The organism is Paenisporosarcina quisquiliarum, from assembly GCF_027563315.1.
GTDB classification, from domain to species: Bacteria; Bacillota; Bacilli; order Bacillales_A; family Planococcaceae; genus Paenisporosarcina; species Paenisporosarcina quisquiliarum.
Window position 1 is genome coordinate 124,378 of record NZ_JAMKBJ010000008.1, and the last position, 22,526, is coordinate 146,903.

34 protein-coding genes and 1 rRNA gene are annotated in these 22,526 nt (G+C 40.8%); 32 read left to right on the plus strand and 3 right to left on the minus strand.

All coding sequences use genetic code 11. From position 1 onward, the window contains the following. The first annotated feature begins 45 nt into the window (after positions 1-45). The 27 genes from rplN to M9R32_RS10945 all read left to right on the plus strand — a co-directional run bounded on the left by rplN (position 46) and on the right by M9R32_RS10945 (position 16,361). Positions 46-414: a 50S ribosomal protein L14 gene (gene rplN, locus M9R32_RS10815; protein ID WP_016429892.1), complete on the plus strand. Its 369-nt coding sequence runs from the start codon at positions 46-48 to the stop codon at positions 412-414. Between the two features lie 36 nt (positions 415-450). After that, positions 451-762 carry a 50S ribosomal protein L24 gene (gene rplX, locus M9R32_RS10820; protein ID WP_016429893.1) on the plus strand — a complete coding sequence of 104 codons (312 nt, stop codon included), beginning with the start codon at positions 451-453 and terminating at the stop codon, positions 760-762. A gap of 25 nt (positions 763-787) precedes the next feature. After that, positions 788-1,327, plus strand: a complete 540-nt coding sequence (gene rplE / locus M9R32_RS10825; RefSeq protein ID WP_016429894.1) for a 50S ribosomal protein L5 — start codon at positions 788-790, stop codon at positions 1,325-1,327. Between the two features lie 19 nt (positions 1,328-1,346). Then, positions 1,347-1,532 carry a type Z 30S ribosomal protein S14 gene (locus tag M9R32_RS10830; protein ID WP_016429895.1) on the plus strand — a complete coding sequence of 62 codons (186 nt, stop codon included), beginning with the start codon at positions 1,347-1,349 and terminating at the stop codon, positions 1,530-1,532. Positions 1,533-1,561: 29 nt separating this feature from the next. After that, a complete protein-coding gene (rpsH, locus tag M9R32_RS10835; protein WP_016429896.1) occupies positions 1,562-1,960 on the plus strand; it encodes a 30S ribosomal protein S8 in 399 nt (132 codons plus the stop codon). Positions 1,961-1,990: 30 nt separating this feature from the next. After that, positions 1,991-2,530, plus strand: coding sequence for a 50S ribosomal protein L6 (rplF, locus tag M9R32_RS10840; protein ID WP_269926751.1), 540 nt, complete (start codon positions 1,991-1,993; stop codon positions 2,528-2,530). A 32-nt stretch (positions 2,531-2,562) separates the two neighbouring features. Continuing rightward, positions 2,563-2,919, plus strand: coding sequence for a 50S ribosomal protein L18 (gene rplR, locus M9R32_RS10845; RefSeq protein WP_016429898.1), 357 nt, complete (start codon positions 2,563-2,565; stop codon positions 2,917-2,919). Between the two features lie 21 nt (positions 2,920-2,940). Continuing rightward, positions 2,941-3,441, plus strand: coding sequence for a 30S ribosomal protein S5 (gene rpsE / locus M9R32_RS10850; protein ID WP_016429899.1), 501 nt, complete (start codon positions 2,941-2,943; stop codon positions 3,439-3,441). Positions 3,442-3,455: 14 nt separating this feature from the next. After that, complete coding sequence (gene rpmD, locus M9R32_RS10855) at positions 3,456-3,635, plus strand: 50S ribosomal protein L30 (protein WP_016429900.1); 180 nt, start codon at positions 3,456-3,458, stop codon at positions 3,633-3,635. A 32-nt stretch (positions 3,636-3,667) separates the two neighbouring features. Beyond that, on the plus strand, positions 3,668-4,108 hold the full coding sequence (gene rplO / locus M9R32_RS10860; RefSeq protein ID WP_269926752.1) for a 50S ribosomal protein L15: 441 nt from the start codon (positions 3,668-3,670) through the stop codon (positions 4,106-4,108). After that, positions 4,108-5,400 (plus strand): preprotein translocase subunit SecY, encoded by a 1,293-nt coding sequence (gene secY / locus M9R32_RS10865; RefSeq protein ID WP_269926753.1) that lies wholly within the window; start codon positions 4,108-4,110, stop codon positions 5,398-5,400. Before rplO ends, secY begins: the two co-directional genes overlap by 1 nt. A 64-nt stretch (positions 5,401-5,464) precedes the next feature. Next, complete coding sequence (locus M9R32_RS10870; protein WP_269926754.1) at positions 5,465-6,118, plus strand: adenylate kinase; 654 nt, start codon at positions 5,465-5,467, stop codon at positions 6,116-6,118. Positions 6,119-6,540: 422 nt separating this feature from the next. Continuing rightward, positions 6,541-6,759 (plus strand): translation initiation factor IF-1, encoded by a 219-nt coding sequence (infA, locus tag M9R32_RS10875; protein ID WP_016429904.1) that lies wholly within the window; start codon positions 6,541-6,543, stop codon positions 6,757-6,759. A 37-nt stretch (positions 6,760-6,796) separates the two neighbouring features. Beyond that, the gene (rpmJ, locus tag M9R32_RS10880) at positions 6,797-6,910 is read left to right on the plus strand and encodes a 50S ribosomal protein L36 (protein WP_000868344.1); all 114 of its coding nucleotides are present in this window, start codon (positions 6,797-6,799) and stop codon (positions 6,908-6,910) included. Between the two features lie 23 nt (positions 6,911-6,933). Next, on the plus strand, positions 6,934-7,299 hold the full coding sequence (gene rpsM / locus M9R32_RS10885; RefSeq protein ID WP_269926755.1) for a 30S ribosomal protein S13: 366 nt from the start codon (positions 6,934-6,936) through the stop codon (positions 7,297-7,299). A gap of 25 nt (positions 7,300-7,324) precedes the next feature. Then, on the plus strand, positions 7,325-7,714 hold the full coding sequence (gene rpsK, locus M9R32_RS10890; RefSeq protein WP_016429906.1) for a 30S ribosomal protein S11: 390 nt from the start codon (positions 7,325-7,327) through the stop codon (positions 7,712-7,714). A gap of 144 nt (positions 7,715-7,858) precedes the next feature. Then, entirely contained in the window at positions 7,859-8,803 is a 945-nt protein-coding gene (locus M9R32_RS10895) for a DNA-directed RNA polymerase subunit alpha (RefSeq protein ID WP_016429907.1), read from the plus strand. Between the two features lie 51 nt (positions 8,804-8,854). Then, the gene (rplQ, locus tag M9R32_RS10900; protein ID WP_269926756.1) at positions 8,855-9,235 is read left to right on the plus strand and encodes a 50S ribosomal protein L17; all 381 of its coding nucleotides are present in this window, start codon (positions 8,855-8,857) and stop codon (positions 9,233-9,235) included. A 367-nt stretch (positions 9,236-9,602) separates the two neighbouring features. After that, the gene (locus tag M9R32_RS10905) at positions 9,603-10,448 is read left to right on the plus strand and encodes an energy-coupling factor ABC transporter ATP-binding protein (RefSeq protein WP_269926757.1); all 846 of its coding nucleotides are present in this window, start codon (positions 9,603-9,605) and stop codon (positions 10,446-10,448) included. After that, complete coding sequence (locus tag M9R32_RS10910; RefSeq protein ID WP_269926758.1) at positions 10,424-11,296, plus strand: energy-coupling factor ABC transporter ATP-binding protein; 873 nt, start codon at positions 10,424-10,426, stop codon at positions 11,294-11,296. Before M9R32_RS10905 ends, M9R32_RS10910 begins: the two co-directional genes overlap by 25 nt. Beyond that, the gene (locus tag M9R32_RS10915; RefSeq protein ID WP_269926759.1) at positions 11,293-12,090 is read left to right on the plus strand and encodes an energy-coupling factor transporter transmembrane component T family protein; all 798 of its coding nucleotides are present in this window, start codon (positions 11,293-11,295) and stop codon (positions 12,088-12,090) included. The genes M9R32_RS10910 and M9R32_RS10915 overlap by 4 nt, the downstream gene beginning before the upstream one ends. A 19-nt stretch (positions 12,091-12,109) precedes the next feature. Then, complete coding sequence (gene truA / locus M9R32_RS10920) at positions 12,110-12,859, plus strand: tRNA pseudouridine(38-40) synthase TruA (RefSeq protein WP_269926760.1); 750 nt, start codon at positions 12,110-12,112, stop codon at positions 12,857-12,859. A 166-nt stretch (positions 12,860-13,025) separates the two neighbouring features. Beyond that, positions 13,026-13,463 carry a 50S ribosomal protein L13 gene (gene rplM, locus M9R32_RS10925; protein ID WP_269926761.1) on the plus strand — a complete coding sequence of 146 codons (438 nt, stop codon included), beginning with the start codon at positions 13,026-13,028 and terminating at the stop codon, positions 13,461-13,463. 20 nt (positions 13,464-13,483) lie between these two features. Continuing rightward, a complete protein-coding gene (gene rpsI / locus M9R32_RS10930) occupies positions 13,484-13,876 on the plus strand; it encodes a 30S ribosomal protein S9 (protein WP_016429914.1) in 393 nt (130 codons plus the stop codon). 240 nt (positions 13,877-14,116) lie between these two features. Beyond that, positions 14,117-14,593, plus strand: coding sequence for a staygreen family protein (locus M9R32_RS10935; protein WP_269926762.1), 477 nt, complete (start codon positions 14,117-14,119; stop codon positions 14,591-14,593). 107 nt (positions 14,594-14,700) lie between these two features. Continuing rightward, positions 14,701-15,414: a ferritin-like domain-containing protein gene (locus M9R32_RS10940; RefSeq protein WP_269926763.1), complete on the plus strand. Its 714-nt coding sequence runs from the start codon at positions 14,701-14,703 to the stop codon at positions 15,412-15,414. Between the two features lie 323 nt (positions 15,415-15,737). Further along, on the plus strand, positions 15,738-16,361 hold the full coding sequence (locus tag M9R32_RS10945) for a YitT family protein (RefSeq protein ID WP_269926764.1): 624 nt from the start codon (positions 15,738-15,740) through the stop codon (positions 16,359-16,361). 256 nt (positions 16,362-16,617) lie between these two features. Here M9R32_RS10945 and M9R32_RS10950 read toward each other — a convergent pair whose 3' ends face one another. After that, complete coding sequence (locus tag M9R32_RS10950; RefSeq protein ID WP_269926765.1) at positions 16,618-16,917, minus strand: hypothetical protein; 300 nt, start codon at positions 16,915-16,917, stop codon at positions 16,618-16,620. Positions 16,918-17,085: 168 nt separating this feature from the next. Between M9R32_RS10950 and M9R32_RS10955 the strand changes: the two genes are divergently transcribed. The 3 genes from M9R32_RS10955 to M9R32_RS10965 all read left to right on the plus strand — a co-directional run bounded on the left by M9R32_RS10955 (position 17,086) and on the right by M9R32_RS10965 (position 19,898). Next, positions 17,086-17,781 (plus strand): DUF421 domain-containing protein, encoded by a 696-nt coding sequence (locus M9R32_RS10955; protein ID WP_269926772.1) that lies wholly within the window; start codon positions 17,086-17,088, stop codon positions 17,779-17,781. A 193-nt stretch (positions 17,782-17,974) separates the two neighbouring features. Beyond that, a complete protein-coding gene (locus M9R32_RS10960; protein ID WP_269926766.1) occupies positions 17,975-18,688 on the plus strand; it encodes an N-acetylmuramoyl-L-alanine amidase in 714 nt (237 codons plus the stop codon). A gap of 151 nt (positions 18,689-18,839) precedes the next feature. Further along, positions 18,840-19,898 (plus strand): P-loop NTPase, encoded by a 1,059-nt coding sequence (locus tag M9R32_RS10965; RefSeq protein ID WP_269926767.1) that lies wholly within the window; start codon positions 18,840-18,842, stop codon positions 19,896-19,898. Positions 19,899-19,943: 45 nt separating this feature from the next. Here the strand turns inward: M9R32_RS10965 and gerD are convergent, their stop codons facing one another. Then, a complete protein-coding gene (gene gerD, locus M9R32_RS10970; protein ID WP_269926768.1) occupies positions 19,944-20,540 on the minus strand; it encodes a spore germination lipoprotein GerD in 597 nt (198 codons plus the stop codon). A 148-nt stretch (positions 20,541-20,688) separates the two neighbouring features. On the opposite strand from gerD, the gene M9R32_RS10975 reads away from it, so the two are divergent. Continuing rightward, positions 20,689-21,366: a KinB-signaling pathway activation protein gene (locus M9R32_RS10975; RefSeq protein ID WP_269926769.1), complete on the plus strand. Its 678-nt coding sequence runs from the start codon at positions 20,689-20,691 to the stop codon at positions 21,364-21,366. Positions 21,367-21,459: 93 nt separating this feature from the next. Here M9R32_RS10975 and M9R32_RS10980 read toward each other — a convergent pair whose 3' ends face one another. Further along, the gene (locus tag M9R32_RS10980; RefSeq protein ID WP_269926770.1) at positions 21,460-22,110 is read right to left on the minus strand and encodes a hypothetical protein; all 651 of its coding nucleotides are present in this window, start codon (positions 22,108-22,110) and stop codon (positions 21,460-21,462) included. 349 nt (positions 22,111-22,459) lie between these two features. On the opposite strand from M9R32_RS10980, the gene M9R32_RS10985 reads away from it, so the two are divergent. Next, a 16S ribosomal RNA gene (locus M9R32_RS10985) occupies positions 22,460-22,526 on the plus strand; the annotation flags it as partial.

The following is a 22,526-nucleotide window of genomic DNA, read 5'->3' on the forward strand; positions in this document are numbered from 1 at the left end:
ATAGAAATTTCGGAACAGACCAAATTCCGAGAGGAGGTTACCTAAGTGATCCAACAAGAGAGTCGTATGAAAGTTGCTGACAACTCAGGTGCACGTGAAGTTTTAACAATTAAAGTTCTTGGTGGTTCTGGTCGTAAAACTGCTAACATCGGCGATATCGTCGTGTGTACAGTTAAGAAAGCAACACCAGGTGGCGTTGTCAAGAAGGGTGACGTCGTTAAAGCTGTTATCGTTCGCACTAAAAGCGGTGTACGCCGTAAAGACGGTACTTATATCAAATTCGATGAAAACGCATGCGTTATCATTCGTGACGATAAAGGGCCGCGCGGAACTCGTATTTTCGGACCTGTTGCACGTGAATTACGTGACAATAGCTTCATGAAAATCGTATCTTTAGCTCCGGAAGTTCTTTAATCAACTCGAAAGTGCTAAACAAGGAGGTGCGACAGAATGCATGTTAAAAAAGGCGACAAAGTTATGGTGATCTCAGGGAAAGAAAAAGGCAAAACTGGTACAATCATTGCTGCTTTTCCAAAGAAAGACCGTGTGCTAGTTGAAGGTATGAATCTTGTGAAAAAGCACATGAAACCAAACCAGGCAAATCCACAAGGTGGAATTGTCAGCCAAGAGGCATCAATTCACGTATCGAACGTTATGTTAATCGACCCTAAATCAGGCGAGCCGACTCGCGTAAGTTATAAAGTGGAAGATGGCAAAAAAGTTCGTGTTGCAAAAAAATCTGGCGAACAAATCGATAAATAAGTAAAAGAAGAAGGGAGGTACACACATGAACCGCCTAAAAGAAAAGTTTCTTAAGGAAGTTTCTCCTGCTCTAATGAGCAAGTTTGAATATAAATCAGTAATGCAAGTGCCACAAGTGGATAAAATCGTAATCAACATGGGTGTTGGTGACGCTGTTCAAAACACTAAAGCACTTGACGCTGCTGTAGAAGAATTAACTATTATCACAGGTCAAAAACCTGTTGTAACTAAAGCTAAGAAATCAATCGCTGGCTTCCGTCTTCGTGAAGGTATGCCAATCGGCGCGAAAGTAACATTACGCGGTGAGCGTATGTACGAATTCTTGGACAAATTAATTGCTATCTCTCTTCCACGTGTACGTGACTTCCGTGGTGTTTCTAAAAAAGCATTCGACGGTCGCGGTAACTACACACTAGGTGTGAAAGAACAATTGATCTTCCCTGAAATCGACTACGATAAAGTGTCTAAAGTACGCGGTATGGACATCGTAATTGTAACAACTGCGAACTCTGACGAAGAAGCTCGTGAGTTACTAACACAATTCGGAATGCCGTTCCAAAAGTAAACATAAGGGAGGCGTAAACGTGGCTAAAAAATCAATGATCGCTAAACAAAAGCGCACGCCAAAGCATAATGTACAAGCTTACACACGTTGTGAACGTTGCGGACGTCCGCATTCGGTCTTACGTAAATTTAAACTTTGCCGTATTTGTTTCCGTGAACTTGCTTACAAGGGACAAATTCCTGGCGTGAAAAAAGCCAGCTGGTAATCCCCTAAACTGGGAAGGAGGTTAATGTAATGACAATGACAGATCCGATTGCAGATATGCTGACACGTATTCGTAACGCGAACATGGTTCGCCACGAAAAACTGGAAGTACCTGCTTCAAACATGAAAAAAGAGATCGCTGAGATCCTTAAACGTGAAGGTTTTGTTCGTGACGTAGAATATGTTGAAGATAGCAAACAAGGTATCATTCGCATTTTCTTGAAATACGGTCAAAACAACGAGCGCGTTATTACTGGTTTAAAACGTATTTCAAAACCTGGTCTTCGTGTATACGCGAAAACTAATGAAGTACCTAGAGTATTAAATGGACTTGGGATTGCTTTAGTTTCAACTTCTAATGGTCTATTAACTGATAAAGAAGCACGCGCTAAACAAGTTGGCGGCGAAATCGTAGCTTACGTTTGGTAAAAAGCAACAAACGAATGGAGGTGCAAATAAATGTCTCGTGTAGGTAAAAAACCAATTGAGGTTCCTGCTGACGTTACTGTAACGATTGGTCAAAACAATGAAGTTACTGTAAAAGGTCCAAAAGGCGAGCTTACTCGTACTTTTAATGCAGATATTAAAATCGAAAAAGAAGAAAACGTTGTTACTTTGACACGTCCTTCTGAATCTAAAGAACACCGTACGATTCACGGTACAACTCGTGCTTTGCTTGCAAACATGGTTGAAGGTGTATCTAAAGGGTTCGAACGCAATCTTGAATTAGTTGGTGTAGGTTACCGTGCTTCTTTACAAGGATCAAAACTTGTATTGAACGTAGGTTACTCTCATCCAGTTGAATTCACTCCTGAAGATGGCTTAGTTGTAGAAGTTCCTACAAACACTAAGATCAGCATCAAAGGAATCAACAAAGAACGCGTTGGTGCATTGGCATCAAACATCCGTCAAGTACGTCCGCCAGAGCCATATAAAGGCAAAGGTATTCGTTATGAAGGCGAAGTTGTTCGTCGTAAAGAAGGTAAAACAGGTAAATAATGCTGCCTAAGCATTAGAAAGGAGTGACCTCTGTGATTACGAAACAAGATAAAAATCAAGTTCGTAAAAAACGTCATGCACGTGTACGTTCTAAAATCACGGGTACAGCTGAACGTCCTCGTTTAAACGTATTCCGTTCTAATAAACATCTATACGCGCAATTGATCGATGATACTGCTGGTGTAACACTTGTAAGTGCTTCTACTATGGAAAAAGATTTCGATGGTAAAGGTAATGTAGAGTCTGCAATCGCAATCGGTGAATCAATCGCTAAACGTGCTACGGAAAAAAACATCAAATCTGTTGTATTCGACCGTGGCGGTTACTTATATCATGGACGCGTTAAAGCTTTAGCTGAAGCTGCTCGCGAAAATGGCTTAGAATTTTAATAAGAAGGAGGGACACATTTCATGCGTCGCATTGATCCAAACAAACTTGAACTTGAAGAACGCGTTGTTACTATTAACCGCGTAGCTAAAGTTGTAAAAGGTGGACGTCGTTTCCGCTTCACTGCATTGGTTGTTGTTGGTGACAAGAATGGCCACGTAGGATTCGGTACTGGTAAAGCACAAGAAGTACCAGATGCTATCCGTAAAGCAGTAGAAGATGCGAAGAAAAACCTGATCGAAGTGCCTATGGTACGTGGTACTACTCCACACTTAATTATCGGTAACTTTGGCGCTGGTGAAATCTTAATCAAGCCTGCTGCTCCTGGTACTGGTGTTATCGCCGGTGGTCCAGTTCGTGCTGTACTTGAGCTAGCTGGTATTACTGATATTCTTTCTAAATCTCTTGGTTCTAACACACCAATCAACATGGTACGTGCTACAATCAATGGCTTAACTGGACTAAAACGTGCTGAGGACGTTGCTAAATTACGCGGCAAATCAGTTGAAGAGTTACTAGGTTAAGGGGGGAAATGACAATGGCAAAATTACAAGTTACCCTCACTAAAAGTGTGATCGGTTCTAAACCAGATCAACGTAAAACTGTAGAAGCTCTTGGCTTACGTAAAATGCATCAAACTGTTGAGCATGCTGATAACGCAGCTATCCGTGGGATGGTTGGGAAAGTAGCTCATTTAGTTTCTGTAAAGGAACTATAAAACGTACTTTAGAATAAGGAGGTGCCACACATATGAAACTGCATGAGTTAAAACCGGCAGAAGGATCTCGTTCTACGCGTAAGCGTAAAGGTCGCGGGATTGGTTCTGGTAATGGTAAAACTGCAGGTAAAGGTCATAAAGGTCAAAACGCTCGTTCTGGCGGCGGTGTTCGTCCAGGATTTGAAGGCGGTCAAAACCCATTGTTCCGACGCTTACCAAAACGCGGCTTTACGAACATTAACCGTAAAGAATACGCTATTGTGAACCTTGATACATTAAACCGTTTCGAAGAAGGCACAGAGGTTACACCTGCATTGCTTATTGAAACAGGTTATGTGAGCAGCGAAAAAGCTGGAATCAAGATTCTCGGTAACGGATCTCTTGACAAAAAGCTTACTGTGAAAGCTCACAAGTTCTCAGCTTCTGCAAAAGAAGCAATTGAGACTGCGGGCGGACAAACAGAGGTGGTATAATGTTTCAGACAATCTCCAACTTTATGCGCGTTAGAGATATAAGAAATAAAATTATCTTCACTCTGTTGATGCTGATCGTTTTCCGTCTCGGAACTTTCATTCCGGTACCTAACGTTGACGCTCAAGTGTTGCAAGCTACAGACCAATTCAGTCTGATTGGTTTCTTAAATACATTTGGTGGCGGTGCCCTTGCTAATTTCTCGATTTTAGCAATGGGAATCATGCCGTACATCACTGCATCCATCATTGTACAATTGTTGCAAATGGATGTTGTACCGAAGTTTACGGAGTGGGCAAAACAAGGTGAAGTCGGAAGACGTAAACTTGCTCAGTTCACACGTTACTTCACAATCGTGTTGGCGTTCATTCAGGCGATGGCAATGTCATACGGATTTAACCGTATGTATGACGGATCTTTAATTAAAGCCGATGGCATTTCAACGTATGTGGTCATAGCTATTGTGTTAACAGGTGGAACTGCGTTCCTTCTTTGGTTATCTGAGCAGATTACTGCTAAAGGTGTAGGTAATGGGATTTCCATTATTATCTTTGCAGGTATCGTAGCTGCGATTCCAGGAGCTGCTAACCAAATCTATGCTTCACAAATTGAAGACGCTGGTGATCAATTATTTATCAAAATTGCGATTATGGCACTTCTTCTTTTAGCGATTATTGCAATTACTGTAGGAGTTATTTACGTTCAACAAGCGTTGCGTAAAATTCCGATTCAGTATGCAAAACGTGTAGCTGGTCGTGGCACAACTGGTGCTCAACAGACACACTTACCGTTAAAAGTGAATGCAGCTGGTGTTATTCCAGTAATCTTCGCAGTGGCGTTTATCATTACACCACAAACACTTTCAACCTTCTTTGGACAGAATCGTGTCACAGATTTCATTCAGAACACGTTTGATTACTCTCAACCGGTGGGCATGCTCATCTATGTAGCGTTAATCATTGCATTTACGTATTTCTATGCGTTCATTCAAGTGAATCCTGAAAATGTTGCCGATAACTTGAAAAAGCAAGGTGCTTACATCCCAGGTATTCGTCCAGGAAAGAACACTCAAGACTATTTAACAACAGTTTTGTATCGTTTAACTTTCGTTGGTGCGATCTTCCTTGCGATCGTAGCAATCATGCCGATTTTGTTCATTAATTTCGCTGGTCTTCCAGCTTCTGCTCAAATCGGTGGAACAAGCTTGCTTATCGTTGTCGGTGTTGCACTGGAAACGATGAAACAGCTAGAAGCACAACTAGTGAAACGCCACTACAAAGGCTTCATGAAATAATGTGTGGTTTAGAGGAACGGTTTCGTTCCTTTTAACCTGCAAATTGTAGCAGGGGGCAAAACGTATGAATATCGTTTTAATGGGTTTGCCGGGTGCAGGTAAAGGCACTCAAGCAGATAAAATTGTTGAGAAGTACGCAATCCCTCATATTTCTACAGGCGATATGTTCCGCGCAGCTATCAAAGGTGGTACGGAACTAGGCCTAAAAGCCAAATCGTTTATGGATCAAGGTGCTTTGGTACCTGATGAAGTAACGATCGGAATCGTTCGTGAAAGATTAAGCAAAGCTGATTGTGATAAAGGGTTTTTATTGGACGGGTTTCCACGTACTGTTCCTCAAGCTGAAGCACTTGATGCGCTTCTGGCTGACATGAACAAAGACGTTGAACACGTTTTGAATATCCAAGTTGAGCAAGAAGAGTTGATTAAGCGCCTTACTGGTCGTCGCATCTGTAAAGAATGTGGCACTGCGTATCATTTAGTCTTCAATCCACCTCAAAAAGATGGAGTGTGTGACAAAGATGGAGGCGAGCTTTACCAGCGCGCGGATGATAATCCGGAAACGGTCACAAACCGTCTGGAAGTAAATATGAAACAAACACAACCTTTGCTTGACTATTATGGCAACAAAGGCGTGTTGACAAATATTAACGGTCAGCAAGACATTCATAAGGTATTTGCTGATTTAAACGCTCTTTTAGAGGGCAACCGCAGCTGAACCTAGCGGCACGCTTGTAAACGGAATTTAATTTCTAGAGCTGCAAAAGCAAATTATGCCCGATATACGAAAGAACGAAATAGTGAATGTTGCGTTTAAGAGGATCCCTTTGTCCTTTCGTGCATTTCTGTTTCCGACAAGGTATAATGGGTTTCGTGGAAGCATCTGTGTAACGGATATGGTGGAACTCATCCAAGGCATTCCGAGCGGTCGTGTTTACATGAGGGAGACAAGGTTCACCCGGGTCAGTCTACTCCGTAGGTTGCCAGAAGCGAAGCCTGACGAGTGTCTTTCGAACATCTCTCATGCAAAACAAACATATGTTGAAACGAAAAGAATCCTTTAGGATTTCGATTTGCGGAACATTCCGTTTGATTTGATGATGAGAACCTGATTTTTTATACAGAAGGGAGACAGGGTTGATGGCGAAAGACGATGTAATTGAAGTCGAAGGTACAGTTGTTGAGACTTTGCCAAACGCGATGTTTAAGGTAGAATTGGAAAACGGTCATACGATTCTTGCGCATGTATCGGGCAAAATCCGTATGCATTTTATCCGCATCCTGCCTGGAGATAAAGTCACAATTGAACTTTCTCCTTACGATTTAACTCGCGGTCGTATCACATACCGTTTTAAATAATCTTTTGCACTCCGGACCACTAAGGAGGTTGGGTTAGATGAAAGTGAGACCATCTGTGAAACCGATCTGCGAAAAATGTAAAGTTATTCGCCGACGCGGTAAAGTAATGGTAATCTGTGAAAATCCTAAACATAAACAAAAACAAGGCTAATTTGAAGGAGGTGCACGACACACATGGCTCGTATTGCTGGTGTTGACATTCCGCGCGATAAACGCGTTGTTATTTCATTAACATATATTTTCGGGATTGGTAAAACAACTGCACAAAAAGTTTTAGCTTCTGCAGGAGTTTCTGAAGATGCACGCGTGCGTGATCTTACAGAAGACGAATTGAACAAAATTCGTGAATCAATCGGTGCTTTCAAGGTAGAAGGTGACCTTCGCCGTGAAGTATCATTAAACATTAAACGCTTGATGGAAATCGGTTCATTCCGTGGTATCCGTCATCGTAGAGGTTTACCTGTTCGCGGTCAAAATACGAAGAACAATGCGCGTACGCGTAAAGGTCCTCGTAAAACTGTTGCTAACAAGAAAAAATAATCGGTAAAGGAGGTTTCTTCCTAACATGGCACGTAAACAACAAACACGTAAGCGTCGTGTGAAAAAGAATATCGAATCCGGTATTGCTCACATCCGCTCTACATTTAACAATACAATTGTAACGATTACAGATATGCAAGGAAATGCGGTATCTTGGTCAAGTGCTGGTTCACTTGGTTTCAAAGGTTCACGTAAATCAACTCCGTTTGCTGCGCAAATGGCTGCTGAAGCAGCGGCGAAAGCTTCTGTGGAACACGGTCTTAAGACGTTAGAAGTAACGGTAAAAGGTCCTGGTGCTGGTCGTGAAGCTGCAATTCGTGCACTTCAAGCTGCTGGTCTAGACGTTACAGCTATTAAAGATGTAACTCCAGTTCCTCATAACGGTTGCCGACCACCAAAACGTCGTCGCGTGTAATAGGTGCGCCTCAATTAATTAATTGATTGAGAACATCATTTCTTGTACAAACTGAGTTGTGCAATCACCGATAAGTCTTAGTACCTATCGATTTCTGATGGAACGAACCTATACATTCGATGTTTTGAAGGAGGGTATATTTGAATGATCGAAATTGAAAAACCAAAGATTGAAACGGTTGAGATCAGCGAAGGTGCCAAATTTGGCAAGTTTGTTGTAGAACCGCTTGAGCGTGGATATGGAAACACATTAGGTAATTCCCTACGTCGTATCCTTTTGTCTTCTTTACCAGGAGCTGCCGTAACTTCTATTCAAATTGATGGTGTGCTTCATGAGTTCTCTACTATTGAGGGCGTTGTTGAAGATGTCGCTTCAGTTATTATGAATGTGAAGAAACTAGCTCTTAAAATCTACTCTGATGAAGAAAAAGTCATTGAGATTGATGTTAAAGGTGATGGAACGGTTACAGCTGCTGACATTACGCATGACAGTGATGTAGAAATTTTAAATCCTGATCTCTATATTGCAACAATCGGTAAAAATGGTCATTTGCGTATGCGTATGTATGCACAACGCGGCCGCGGTTACACTCCTGCTGATCAAAACAAACGTGAGGATCTTCCTATCGGCGTGATCCCAATCGACTCTATATATACTCCAGTTTCACGCGTCAATTTCCAAGTAGAAAATACTCGTGTTGGTCAAATGACTAATTTCGATAAACTCTCTCTTGATGTGTGGACAGATGGCAGCATCGGTCCGAAAGAGGCGATTTCGCTTGGCGCGAAAATTTTAACTGAGCATTTGAATATCTTCGTTGGTATGACTGATGAGGCAAAAACTGCTGAAATCATGGTCGAAAAAGAAGAAGACCAAAAAGAAAAAGTGTTGGAGATGACTATCGAAGAACTTGATCTTTCTGTTCGTTCTTATAACTGCTTAAAGCGCGCAGGTATCAACACGGTACTTGAGTTAGCTAACAAGTCAGAAGACGACATGATGAAAGTACGTAACCTTGGACGTAAATCATTAGAAGAAGTAAAAGCGAAGTTAGAAGAGCTTGGCTTAGGATTACGCAAAGAAGACTAAGCGACTTTTTTGATATAACAGATTAATATTCAACAAAGGAGGTAAACATCTATGGGTTACAGAAAACTTGGTCGTACAAGTTCTCAACGTAAAGCGATGTTACGTGACTTAACAACTGATTTGATTATCAACGAACGCATTCAAACGACAGAAGCTCGTGCGAAAGAACTTCGTTCAGTTGTTGAAAAAATGATTACATTAGGTAAACGTGGAGATTTGCATGCACGCCGTCAAGCTGCATCTTATATTCGTCGTGAACTAGTGACTGCTACTGATGAAGAAGGCACTGAATCAACAGTTTATGCTTTGCAAAAATTGTTTGATGATGTAGCACCACGCTACGCTGATCGTCAAGGCGGATACACACGTATTATGAAAATGGGACCTCGTCGTGGAGACGGAGCACCTGTTGTAGTGATTGAATTAGTTTAATCATCACAATTCGAAGAGGGTTCTAGGTTAGTAGCCGCCCTCTTCTTTTTAAAAGAAAAGATTTATACGACATAATGAAAAGCAGAGCGTTACGATGAGCGGACCTTTTGGTAGCGTCTCGTCTAGCTCTACGCACCTCATTCACGTAGACGGTCTGAGCAACCGAATACGAAATAGATATAGAAGAGCGCATTTCTCTGAATGAGGTGCGCGCTTTTTTATTTCACTGATATAAAAGATTCATTATTCGGATATCGATATATGTAATGACAGTAGACTTGTTCACACTGTGTTTTGCTAATATCGTAAAATAGGTATTGTTGAGAATGAGTTGAGTTTGAGCTGAGTTTGAGGAGGTCATATAAAGATGACAGAAATATTATCATTACATGAAGTCACCTATACATATTCACCAGAAGAAAAGGAAGCGCGTAAAGCCGTAGAAGGCATTTCTTTTTCTGTCAACGATGGCGAGTGGATTGCAATCGTTGGTCATAATGGTTCTGGTAAGTCCACAATGGCGAAGCTCATGAATGGACTGTTGTTTCCTCAATCGGGGGAAGTACGAGTTCTTGGTGAAACGCTGAATGAAGAAAATTTATGGGAGATTCGTTCACAAATGGGTATGGTATTTCAAAATCCAGACAATCAATTTGTCGGGGCTACCGTCCAGGACGATGTCGCTTTTGCTTTGGAAAATAACGGAGTTCCGTTTAAAGATATGGTTGTACGTGTACATGAGTCACTGGCTCAAGTGAAAATGGAAAAGTTTTTAGATAGTGAACCTCATCATTTATCTGGGGGACAGAAACAACGAGTTGCCATTGCGGGTGCATTGGCTTTAAAACCACGAATTTTAATCTTGGACGAAGCTACTTCCATGCTCGATCCTCAAGGTCGGGAAGAAGTTTTATCAACCGTCCGTAAATTACGTGAAGAAACGCATTTAACCGTCTTATCCATTACTCATGATCTCGAGGAAGCCTTGCTAGCCGATCGTATATTTGTCTTGAATAACGGACATAAGTATGCGGAAGGTACACCACAAGAGATTTTTTCTCGTGGAGAGGAACTGGTTGCTCTTGGATTAGATTTACCTTTTGCCATGAAGATGGGCAATCTTTTGCGCGCCAATGGAGTAGCGTTAAATAACGAACACATGTCAGAAGAAGAGTTGGTGAATGATGTATGGACATCCAACTTCAACAAGTAGGGTATGCGTACGCTAAAGACACACCTTTCGAAAAGCGTGCATTGTTCGATGTGAATTTACACATTCCATCTGGTTCATACCAGGCAATTATCGGACACACAGGTTCTGGGAAGTCCACTTTACTTCAGCACCTTAATGGGTTGTTAAAACCATCAGAGGGGATAGTGAAGCTCGGCGACTTGACCATTGAGGCAGGTAAGAAAGCGAAAAATTTAAAACCAGTTCGTCAACAAATCGGCATTGTTTTTCAATTTCCTGAACATCAACTGTTTGATGAAACGGTATTGAAAGATATTATGTTTGGTCCATTAAATTTTGGTGTTCCAAGAGAAGAGGCTGAACGACGGGCACGTGTTTTAGCTGATCAACTCGGTTTGCCTGAAGAAGTACTGGAGAAATCACCATTCGATTTATCGGGTGGTCAAATGCGTCGAGTGGCCATTGCAGGGGTTTTGGCGATGGAACCAAGCGTATTAGTCTTGGATGAGCCTACAGCCGGCCTGGACCCCCGTGGACGCCAAGAAATTATGGATCTGTTCCATCACCTTCATATGGAAAAAGGATTGACCACAGTGTTGGTAACGCATTCTATGGAAGATGCTGCGCGCTACGCAGATCGCGTAGCCATCATGCACGATGGGCGGTGTGTTCTGAGTGGAAATCCAATCGATATTTTTGGCGACGAAGAGAGACTTGCAGAATATCGTTTAGCTGCACCACGGGTTGTGCGTTTTCAGCGCAAAGTGGAGGCTCAACTCGGGTATCCTTTGGACAGACTCTGCTTGACTGAGGAACAGTTGGCTTTGGAATTAAGTCGCACTGTCCGAGGGGAGCGTGAATCCTTATGATGGAGAAAATGATATTCGGCCGGTATATTCCAGGGGATTCATTTGTTCATAAGTTAGATCCTCGTTCAAAACTGGTCTTTGTCTTTCTGTTTATTGCCATTGTCTTTTTAGCAAACAATGCAGTGACATATGCTGTCATTCTAGCTTTCACATTGGTAACCATTTTGCTATCACGTATTCGGTTATATTTCTTAATAAATGGGTTAAAACCGATTCTGTTTTTACTCATCTTCACTTTCCTATTGCACATTTTCTTTACAAAAGAAGGCGATTTATTGTGGAAATGGCAATTTATCGAAGTGTATGAAGAAGGTTTGAGACAAGGTATTTTCATTTCTATTCGATTTTTAGTACTGGTGTTTGTTACATCTATTTTGACACTGACGACTTCGCCAATTTCAATTACAGATGGAATGGAAGTATTGTTGAATCCATTCAAGCGCTTTAAATTGCCCGTGCATGAACTCGCGTTGATGATGTCGATTTCATTACGTTTTATTCCAACCTTGATGGATGAAACCGATAAAATCTTGAAAGCCCAGATGGCCCGTGGATCCGATATTAGTACAGGCTCCATCAAAGAACGAATCAAAGCCGTCGTTCCGTTACTGATCCCATTGTTTGTCAGTGCGTTTAAACGCGCAGAAGATTTGGCTGTCGCGATGGAAGTACGTGGCTACCGTGGTGGAGAAGGACGTACACGATACCGTCAATTAAAATGGGATTGGCGAGACAGTTTGGTCATCGTAACCTTAGGGATTTTAGCTCTACTATTGTGGTGGCTACGATCGTAAAACTGGAGGGAAAATGACATTGAAACGCTTAAAAGCAACTATTACGTACGACGGATATGGATTTGCAGGTTATCAGGTACAACCCAATGCACGAACTGTCCAGCTCGAATTGGAACGTGTCCTAACTAAAATGCACAAAGGCTCAACGGTTCGAGTAGTCGCTAGTGGACGTACTGATGCCGGTGTTCATGCAACGGGACAAGTGATCCATTTTGATACCGACCTGCAGTTTCCTATCGATCGATGGCAACGGGCATTGAATGTTCAGTTGCCTGGTGATATCCGAGTGCTCTCAGTGGAGGAAGTTTCTACTGATTTTCATGCCCGATATGGCACATCAGGAAAAGTATATCGATACAAATGGGGTCTAGGCGACGTTGAGAGCCCGTTTAAGCGTCATTATGTCGTTTATATGCCTGGAACCAAGCCGGACATCCAGCGTATGCGAGAAGCAGCGCAAACGTTTTTAGGAACGCATGACTTTACGAGTTTTTGTTCAGCTCGTACAGAAGTGGTCGACCGAGTACGAACCATTACACGTTTGGATTTGCTTGAAACTGAACAGGATGAACTTCATATGGTAATTGAAGGCGACGGCTTTTTATATAATATGGTCCGAATTATTGCGGGGAATTTGTGGGAAGTTGGAATCGGTCGTCGTGAACCTGGTGACATCGCACAAATGCTTGCGGCAATGGATCGCAAAAAGGCAGGGAAAACCGCGCCAGCACACGGTTTGTACTTAGAATCCGTGTTTTATAACGAATGAAGCAACACGTCCAGGTGTTTTAAAATAATTCCTTGACTTTTTGTTCCATACGTTATATGATGACACATGGTATTTCATTAACCCCACAATAAGCCCCGAAACTTGTTGTTGATGATGATATAGAAAATTTTAAATCAGATTAGATTGAATTAGGAGGACAAAATACATGCGTACAACATTCATGGCTAAAGGTCACGAAGTAGAGCGTAAATGGTTAGTAGTAGACGCAGAAGGCCAAACACTTGGTCGTTTAGCTTCTGAAGTAGCTGCTATCTTACGTGGAAAGAACAAACCAACATTCACACCAAACGTTGACACAGGTGATCACGTGATCATTATCAACGCTGAGAAAATCGAATTGACTGGTAAAAAATTAACAGACAAAATTTACTACCGTCATACACAATTTGCTGGTGGATTGAAAAAACGTACTGCATTACAAATGCGTACAAACTACCCAACAAAAATGCTTGAACTAGCAATCAAAGGGATGCTTCCTAAAAACTCTTTAGGTCGTCAAACGTTCACTAAACTTCACGTATACGCTGGAGCAGAACATCCACATGCAGCACAAAAACCAGAAGCTTATGAGCTTCGCGGATAATCATAGAGGAGGATACAACCTTGGCACAAGTTCAATATATCGGCACAGGTCGTCGTAAAAGCTCAACTGCACGCGTACGTTTAGTACCGGGCGAAGGCAAAATCGTAATCAACAAACGTGACGTAGAAGACTACGTACCATTCGCAACATTACGCGAAATCATCAAACAACCATTAGTAGCAACTGAAACAGTTGGAAGCTACGATATCCATGTAAACGTTAATGGTGGTGGATACACAGGTCAAGCAGGCGCAATCCGTCATGGTATTGCTCGTGCACTACTTCATGTAGATCCTGATTTCCGTCCAGCATTGAAATCTGCAGGATTGTTAACTCGTGACTCACGCATGAAAGAACGTAAAAAATACGGTCTTAAAGGCGCTCGTCGTGCACCTCAGTTCTCAAAACGTTAATCTTCGGATTTTCAAAAACCCTTTCCCATTCGTGGGAGAGGGTTTTTTTGCGTTTAAAAATCACGACTAAAGTGGGCTCAATATCCTCCACAGGCAACAAAAGGTCATATTGTGATTAGTCTGCATATTGTAATTCATATTTAGAATTTCATTCTATAAGAACCCTTCGGACACAACATCTGAGATTTCCATCGCCTGTTCCAGACAAGAAATGTGACGCTTACTTATAAGGAGGATTATATGTCTGTTTTTGATCCAGAGAAATTAACCGTTAATTTTATTCCTCCAGCTACTTCCTCACAACCGATTGAAGGAAGGAAATTCACGCTCACACATTCCGATTTAACCGCTGAATTGTTTTTAGATATTGGATATGTGTACAACTATGGCGCAATCAACCAGAAGATGCGGGATGAAGTGTTGGCGGAATGGGAAAAAGATGAGCAGGGTCGATTTAGTTTAGAAGGAAAGGCGTATATAGACGGTGGCGAGTTCGGAGAGAGCGTTTCAGGAATTCGTTTTAACGTATTTAATAGGGAAATGGACACTGCGCTAAAAGGAATTGTGTACGGTGACCTTTCGTTTTATGCTAACTATCCCGCTCTACTGGATGCCCCCATATTTATTTCTTTTGAATCGACGTATCCGCAATATCGGCAGAAGTTATATTACGGAACACCACGTCAATATTTAAACCAAATCTACCAAGGTTCCTGAATTATTCGTATCGAGTTTTTGGGGCTCTTGAAGTTACTCCTTCTGTACCAAACATAATAACTCAAGCATAAGATAGCGAAGTGATAATAATTGATAGGGGGAGCAATTTGAATAATCCAGGTTATTATGCAGTGCAAAGATATGATATGCAGGCGCTGCAAAATTCTCTGATGTTAATGGCCGAAGCTGTGCAGGGAGAAAAAGAAGACAGTCTGTTCTATGAATATTTGATTTCGGTGGCACCAACACAAGAGGACAAGGACATCATTGCTTCCATACGTGACGATGAGATCCGTCACAATGTGATGTTCAAACAAATGTATAAAATGTATACCGGACAGGAAGTACCGGATGCTGCAGGAGAAGAATTTACAAAACCTGCTTCCTATGAAGAAGGCATTCAGCAAGCATTGTTCGGGGAACTAAGGGCAGTGGAGAAGTACCGGGAGATTCGCCAAGGATTGCCTGATCGCCAAAATCGCGACATGGTTTTCAATATCCTGACCGACGAATTGAAGCATGCTTCCAAATACAATTTCCTCTATACCGAAAATCGAACTAGAAATATCGGTTCCGGTGGTTCAATGAATACGAAATCACCTGATGATTGGATTAGATACACGGAATTCCTGGTGGAAGAAGCACTTGAAGATGAAAAGAGAGGCATCAATTCTACACACATTTATCAGGAATTCATTTTAATGGGAATCCTCGTTGGCCAAGGCTACACACCACAACAAGCCTATGAAATCGTGGAGAACTGGGAGAAAACCGGTGAATCCAAACTGTTGCAGGAAAGTAAAAAAATGAACAACCAGTAAACAAAGAATAAAGAAACCGCATTTTGTGTGCCAGGTAGACAGATTAGTGCTACAGGTAGACAGAAGTGATATCCAGGTAGACAGTTTTCGATTCCAGGTAGACAGAATGAGTCGCCAGGTTGTATAAAATCGTGGATTGTGAAATTTAATAGAGAACTTGTTCGCTTTATCGAGCATTCAAGGAACGAGTTAAAAGATGGCCTCGCTTAATCATGATTAAGTGAAGCCATCTTTTTAGGTTAGCGGGTTTTTTCCAAGTTGAAATATTTACGAAAAGGAATCATATACATTTAGTACGGTGAATTTAAGAAGGTGGAATAGCAATGCCCTTTATACATAAAACCATATCAATTCTTGTGGGAAGTTTATTGATGGCAATCGGTGTGAACGTTTTTCTGATTAACCATGAGCTGTTGGATGGCGGGACATTTGGAATGGGATTAATCTTGCATTACCTGACAGGAATGCAAGTGGGCTTGCTGGTAATCTTGTTGAGTATTCCGGTCTTGATTCTTGCTTTGTTTTATAATCGTTCCTTTTTATACAACAGTATCCATGGTATGTTGATTTCTTCATTCATAGTGGATTTAACCTATCATCCATTACGGGTATTGGGGTACATATTGGATCAAAATCCGTTAGGGAGCGCAATAATGGGAGGCATTTTTGTTGGGGCAGGGATCGGACTAATGCTGCGTTATGATACCAGTATTGGGGGAACAGATTTACTCGGACAAATTGTAGCCAATTATTTAAAAATCAATCCCGGCGTGATTATATTTATGATTGATTTCGTTATTGTTTTTACAGGCTACTATTTAATTGACGACAGTTCATTGGTTTTATCATTTATTACCGTGATTTGTGTGGGGACGATGACCAGTTTGATTGCCATGAAACGAAAAAAAGAAAAAGTGCCAGCTATTTCGTTTGCCGCCTTAAAATAATATTCGTTCAAGTTATGGAGAATTTCCTGCTTCACTTTGAAAATAGAACATGTATGTAAAATGGCCCCGCTGAGAGGCCATTTTTTTATTGTGCTAAAAACGAGTTCTTAAAAGGTGGTTGTATCTAATGAGACATCAGGAAGATTTGTAGAACCAAATATTAAAAGGGAAATGAACACAACCAGTATAATCACATTCACAAAACTCGCCCCATCAAATGAGGAATTTTTTTTAGCATCATATGAATTCATAAGTTTCACTTCCTTTTTTTATTTATTCGCTTACTAAGAGCATCAAACACTTCATCCAGTGTCATATCACCGTTTTTATCCAGAAAATCATCCATTTGATTTTTCTTATCATCTTCTAAATTACGGTACTTTCCGATGAGCGTAACGCCGAGAGTAGGGGAATTGCGATATAGCTGAACTGAATCCACCTTCAATTTTCCTAGGAGCAACAGGGAAGCGGCGATAATATCAAGATCTTTCCCTTTCAATAAATCATGAAGGGTGTAGTTTGAATTTATCTGCTTTCGAAATTGATCGTCGTTCATGCTGCACCCCCCTTGTTTCTATGATATGTAATTTCTGCAAAAGAGTTTAGAGATGGAACGAAAAATCAAATGTCCTTTGATTGATCGACTCGAAAAATGAATAAGCATTTACGATTCAGGAAATAATGGGAAATGGAGTAGCCGAAGAAAGGGTGACGAGAATTGAGCATGGAAGGTTATAGTTTTGTAGAAATGATCATTAGAACAACCGTTACTTTCTCGGTATTGCTTTTATTGGCAAGAATATTAGGGAAAGAGCAATTGAGTCAACTGACTTTTTTCAATTACATCACCGGCATTACAATCGGTTCAATTGCAGGAGAAATTGCTTCCCATGATGACACCCATTATCTCAATGCCATAACCTCATTAATTTGGTGGTCTATTCTTACGCTGGTTGTCAGTTATATATCCATAAAATCAGCTAAGGCAAAATCATTACTCGATGATAAACCTATGATTGTCATAAAGAATGGAAAGATCTTGGAGCACGAACTTAAGAAAAGCCGCCTTCCAATTGGGGATTTAAATATGTTATTGAGAATGCAGGGCATATTCTCTGTCAAAGATGTTCATTTTGCAGTACTGGAAACGAACGGGGAACTGAGTGTTTTCAAAAAAGTAGCTCAGCAATCAGCGACCAAACAGGATGTCAAAGCTCAGATTGTTGTACCGAAATATATGCCTTGCACAGTCATTAGCGATGGTAAGATAGTTAAACAGCATTTGCAAGGGCTCGATTTGTCAGAAGAATGGCTAATGAAACAATTAAAAAAACATGGAGTGAATTCTGTGGAACAAGTATTTTATGCTGAAATCGAATCAGATGGCACCATCTACATGGATTTAAGGGAAGATGATTGATGAAAGTATTTGTGGTTGAACCCTCGGTGGCTAGTTTTCATTAATCTAAACATCAATATATGTATAAATACTTTTCGATACGCAAACCTTTTCTAAGTTAGAAAAGGTTTTTGTTCTTAAAACCACCCATTCTTTTGCTCATAGTTTGTCTCGGACATACGTATAGTGAGTGTAAAAGGTGGTGTTGTACGCGTTGAAACGCTGGATAGTAATTGGACTTTTATTGTTAGTTTCTGTAACGGTTGTGGTTTACGAAACACAAGCTTCTGATCGCGCATTCTTTTTACCTGCCCCTCTTGGTGGAATGAAAATTGTGGTGGACCCTGGTCATGGTGGAATTGATGGTGGAGCGTCGATGGGTGAGGTTGTAGAAAAAGATATTACGCTTGCACTGGGGAAAGAGCTTGAGAAAGAATTAAAGAGGTTGGGTGCAGTAGTCGTCATGACGCGTTCCCATGCAGATGATGCAGTAGCCGAGCATAATCCAAAAGCAACTTTTCCAACCATTCGAGCTAGAAAACTTGCTGATTTGAAACTGCGTGAAGAAATGATTGTTAATTCGGATGCGGATCTATTTATTAGTGTTCATGTAAACTCCATACCGGATGCAAGATGGCGCGGGGCTCAAGTGTTTTACCACAAAGACGGCCATGAAGGTGGAGCGGCTGTGGCAAAAGCGATTCAAGGTGCCATCCGTGAGCATATCGGAAACACTGAACGTGAAGCTTTGGCAATCAAGCAAGTATATTTATTGAAAAAAGCAACTGTACCGGCTGTCTTAGTGGAAACTGGTTTCTTAAGTAATCCGGAAGAATTGAAGTTATTGACGTCAGAAGAGTACCAGGAGCAAATGGCAGAAGCAATTGCTGATGGGATTCAAGAATATGTCGACAGCACAATGCAATAATAAGAAGACCCATTTAGAGGATAACTTTAGAAAGCAAACGAGTAACCGTTTATCAATCTGACATACTCCATGAGAAAGTCTTACAATTCTACCTACTCCAATTCGATATGATATACTATAGGACGAAATGTACATCGAAGGAGTGTCTAAATTGATGAATGAACAACAGGTCTGCGAACTGCTCGGGCAATTACAGGACCCTTTTTTACATAAAACGTTACTCGAAACAAATGGCATTAAGGAAGTATCCATTAAAGAAGAAAAAAATCACGTCAGCGTAAAGCTAGCCATTGCAAAAATTAACACGGCTGAACAAATGCAACTGCAAATGAAAGTTGTAGACGCATTAAAACAAGCGGGTGTGGGTACAGTAGGAATTCGATTTGAAGAATTGCCTGCAGAAGTACTAGCTCAATTCCGTGGCACGGCAACAGAATCTGAAGCTCAGGATTTATTGTCTCCATTAAACAAAGTGGAATTCATTTCGATTGCTTCAGGTAAAGGTGGCGTAGGTAAGTCTACGGTTTCCGTCAATTTAGCAGTGGCTTTAGCGCGCTTAGGTAAAAAAGTTGGATTAATTGATGCAGATATTTATGGATTCAGTGTTCCGGATATGATGGGCATCCAACAAAGTCCCAAAATTGATGGAAACCGCATTATTCCAGTTGAACGATTTGGCGTAAAAGTCATTTCAATGGGCTTCTTCGTAGAAGATAACGCTCCTGTAGTATGGCGCGGTCCGATGCTAGGGAAAGTTTTGGATCAATTCTTTAAAGATGTTGAGTGGGGCGAGCTTGATTACTTGCTGCTTGATTTACCGCCTGGAACTGGTGACGTGGCACTCGATATTCATCAAATGATTCCAGCATCAAAAGAAATCGTTGTCACAACACCACATCCAACTGCCGCATTCGTAGCAGCTCGTGCTGGTGCAATGGCACTTCAAACGGATCATGAAGTATTAGGTGTTATTGAAAATATGGCATGGTTCGAATCAAAAACTTCTAACGAAAAAGAGTATGTTTTTGGTAAGGGTGGCGGACCTAAACTTGCAGATGAGCTTCGAACTGAGCTTCTTGGGCAAATCCCATTAGGTCAACCGGATTGGAATGAAGAAGATTTTGCGCCGTCTGTCTATTCACGTTTACACACAACGGGTAAAATTTATGAAGAAATTGCTTCTAAAGTCATTCAAAAACTGAACAAATAAAGTATTAACCCCCGCTAAATGGTTAGCGGGGGTTTTTGATTATAGTTATTGCTTGCCTTCTTCTTTCTTGGCACCACCACCAGAATCACCTGCAGCCTTGGATTTCTGTTCTTCTTCTTCCGCTAACCCAGCTGCTTTAATCAACTCTTGCCATTTGGTTTTCAGAAGCGGGCTGTCTACTGTCTCTTCCACAATTTCTTCAATTTCTTTGCGCATCGTTGCTGATTGTAAAATGGTTTCCAATTGTTTTTGCATGTCAGGTTGTCCAAAGAACGTTTCTAATTCCTTTTGAAAAGAAGCATCTTTCATTAAATCGGTCATAATTTCTTGTTGCTGTTCCTTCATGCTTTTAGCAAATGTTTCGGAGAAGGTCGGATCTTTAAATGTATCCTTCCAGAACTTCTCAGCATCTTTAGAAAGCAGTGTGTTTTCTATGGAGCTTTTTACATCATCTTGTTCCAAAATTAGCAGCTCTTTGAATTCAGGGTCCGAAAGCATTTGACGCATTACTTTTTTGCCTTCTTCAGTCTGCATTGTGTCTGTAACCATTTTTTTCGTTTCTTCATAAGAAGGATTGCTTTGTTGCTGCCCACCACAGGCTGTCAAGAAGACGACGCCTAAAAGAATTATCCATTTTCGCATACTCAACCTCTTTTCTCGCACTGACCTTTTCATTTATTGTTCACAAAATCGCTGAGAATATGTAGATAACTCTTCGTAAAATAGATTTTTTACTTATTCGTTGATACAATCAGAAGAGGAACTCGAGAAAAACGGAGGATTTTTTGCTGTGACGATACGAAATTGGGTTATATTTTTCTTCAAGGCACTAATAATCGGCGGAGCTGTTACTGGTGTACTTGGTTTATTTATTCGATGGGAAGATGCATTTGCACCATATGTTGCAAGTGGAGAGTATACAGAATTCGCAGCCAGTTTTTTATGGTTTGTGTTTCTTGGAATGACAATGAGTGTTCTGAGTCAAATGGGATTTTTCGCCTATTTAACCGTCCATCAATTCGGCGTCAATATTTTTAGAACGCTCACTTTATGGAATTGGGTACAGTTATTAATTATTGCCTTAGTCATTTTTGACTTAATTAAATTCCGATTTATGCCGCTTGCTGAGACCAAGTCACAAATGCTCTTGTATTTAGGACTATTGACTGTACTATTGGTCACAGGATTGGTTGTTGCATATTTCAAAGCTAAATGGACAAAAAAACATACGTTCATTTCCGCATTATTTTTTATGATTGTCATTACAACTTTAGAATGGTTACCTGTTTTGATGGTAGATGAAAAAGATGTAGATCGATATGTGACTTTATTATTGTTCCCATTATTAGCGGTAAATGCATACCAACTTCTGAAATTGCCTAAATACAATGCAAAGTCAGATGCAGACCGTATAAAATTAGAAGAACGAAGAAAAGCACGCGCAGAAGCTGAAAAAGCGAAAGCATAAAAAAGGACATCCGAAATTGGATGTCCTTTTTTATATCCCAAAGTATAAAAGAAATTTAAGGAGTTACAATAGCTTCTGTACCAAATGCTTTTTTTATGGGAATGTTTTTGTTTGTGTTTGATAACCAAAAAGGGTTTCTTCTATAGAAACGAAAGAATGCGCTTTTTGGTAAGCAATCAGTTCTTCAAAACCGACACGCGTTTCCTGGTGTAAAGCAACAGACACAATATCTCCTTTACGTACTGAAGGGGCAGATCCAGTTGTCCAGTTAACGTTAGCGCTGAGCATATTCATTTGAGAATCCCATACTTGTGTTTTTAATGGCTCAGGAAAAACGTGATCATATGTACGGTACCAAAGCGGGATATCTCCGAATGCTGTTTTAAAACGTTCGATCTCTTCTCCCAATAATTCTGGGTTTTCTTCATATTGTTTGCTTTCCTGTCCAAGTAAACCTACTGGAATCTTTTTTTCTTTAATCTTTTTTACGATTAAAGGAGAACGCTCAATCCAATCTGCATCAAGAAATAGAAGTGGATATGGTTTCTCTAATTTTGTAATCCACTCATCAACATCTTCACGTCCAAAAGATAAATCCACAGTCAATGTCATTCCATGATTACCCTTCATAAGAACGTCGGGTTGTTCTGTTACACGGAAAACAGAGGCCCATTGCTCTTTCTGTTGAATAAAAAAGAACAAAACGAACACACTGATTAAGGTTACAAAAATACGTTTCTTCAACTAGTTATACAACCTCCCATAAACTAGTTTATTTTTCTTCAATAAAAATTATGATATTGTATTGACATACTTTATTGGAGGATGGTAAGATACAAAAGTCGCCAAAACAAGCGGCAAACAAAAATGAAAAAGCAAAACTTTTTGTTGACATGACAAACTGAATTTGCTAAGATATAAAAGTTGCTGTCGCGAGAGTGACCAACGAAATGAACCTTGAAAACTGAACAGCAAAACGTCAACAATAAAGCGGAACACACTTCGGTGTGGGAAGCACAACTTGAACTTAAATGTTCATTATAAACGTCATTAATTTGACGCCAGCAACAAAGTCGAGCTAATCGACTCACCTATTATGGAGAGTTTGATCCTGGCTCAGGACGAACGCTGGCGGCGTGCCTAATACATGCAAGTCGAGC